A 344-nucleotide genomic window follows, 5' to 3' on the forward strand; every position below is an offset into this window, starting at 1 on the left:
AGGACATGTGGCCTTAGTGGGGGTGTTTGTGTTCGAATAGGGTGCCCTAAATCCGCAGGGATTCCCAGAGTCGCACCCCACCCGCCAGCGGGGGTAAAAGGAAGGGTTTAGGGTTCGTTGCCTGCCACTTTCCCGGCAGGTGTGTGCAGTTCCATGGGGTCTAAAGCCACTGGACGTGTGTGGCAAAGTTCCGTCGTGTGGCGCCTGTTGCGGCAAAACGCAAAAAAGAGAAGGAGACGGTGGTTGTCCGTCTCCTTCTTTGTTGTTTCTGTATTTTGTTGTGTTTTGTTGTTTGGTGTCGGCGGTGACTTACTCTCCCACAACCTCCCGGTTGCAGTACCATC

The 344-nt window shown here is 54.4% G+C and carries 1 protein-coding gene; it reads right to left on the reverse strand.

Going from position 1 to position 344, the window contains the following annotated elements:
* Nucleotides 1–107 precede the first annotated feature (107 nt).
* On the reverse strand, nucleotides 108–344 hold a 237-nt coding region (locus QP971_RS11330), incomplete at its 5' end, for a hypothetical protein (RefSeq protein WP_284821796.1).

The sequence above is a fragment of the Corynebacterium marquesiae genome (genome assembly GCF_030229635.1).
Taxonomy (GTDB): domain Bacteria; phylum Actinomycetota; class Actinomycetes; order Mycobacteriales; family Mycobacteriaceae; genus Corynebacterium; species Corynebacterium marquesiae.